Source organism: Pseudoalteromonas sp. GW168-MNA-CIBAN-0100 (assembly GCF_040309225.1).
Classification (GTDB): domain Bacteria; phylum Pseudomonadota; class Gammaproteobacteria; order Enterobacterales; family Alteromonadaceae; genus Pseudoalteromonas; species Pseudoalteromonas arctica.
This window is the reverse complement of record NZ_JBEOOL010001094.1, coordinates 1-236: the sequence shown is the minus strand read 5'-3', so window position 1 is coordinate 236 and position 236 is coordinate 1. Positions and strand designations below refer to the sequence as shown.

At 44.5% G+C, this 236-nt stretch carries 1 pseudogene; it reads left to right on the top strand.

The annotated features are described in order from the left end of the window. Positions 1-236, top strand: a pseudogene (locus AAEY62_RS24740) (hypothetical protein); the annotation flags it as partial.

Below are 236 nucleotides of genomic sequence, written 5' to 3'. Positions count from 1 at the left end.
ATATCACGTCTCGATATTGTTAATTTTATTTCGCATGGCATTGCCAAAGGCGATGATGAATTAGGCGATGACACCGACGATATTCACGAAGACGTACAAGAAGTGCAAAGCGAAGAAGCAAGCAAGCTCGACAGTTTTACCACTAATTTAAACGTACAAGCGCTCGAAGGCCACATTGACCCATTAATAGGGCGCGATAGTGAAGTAGAGCGTACTGTACAGGTGTTGTGTCGTCG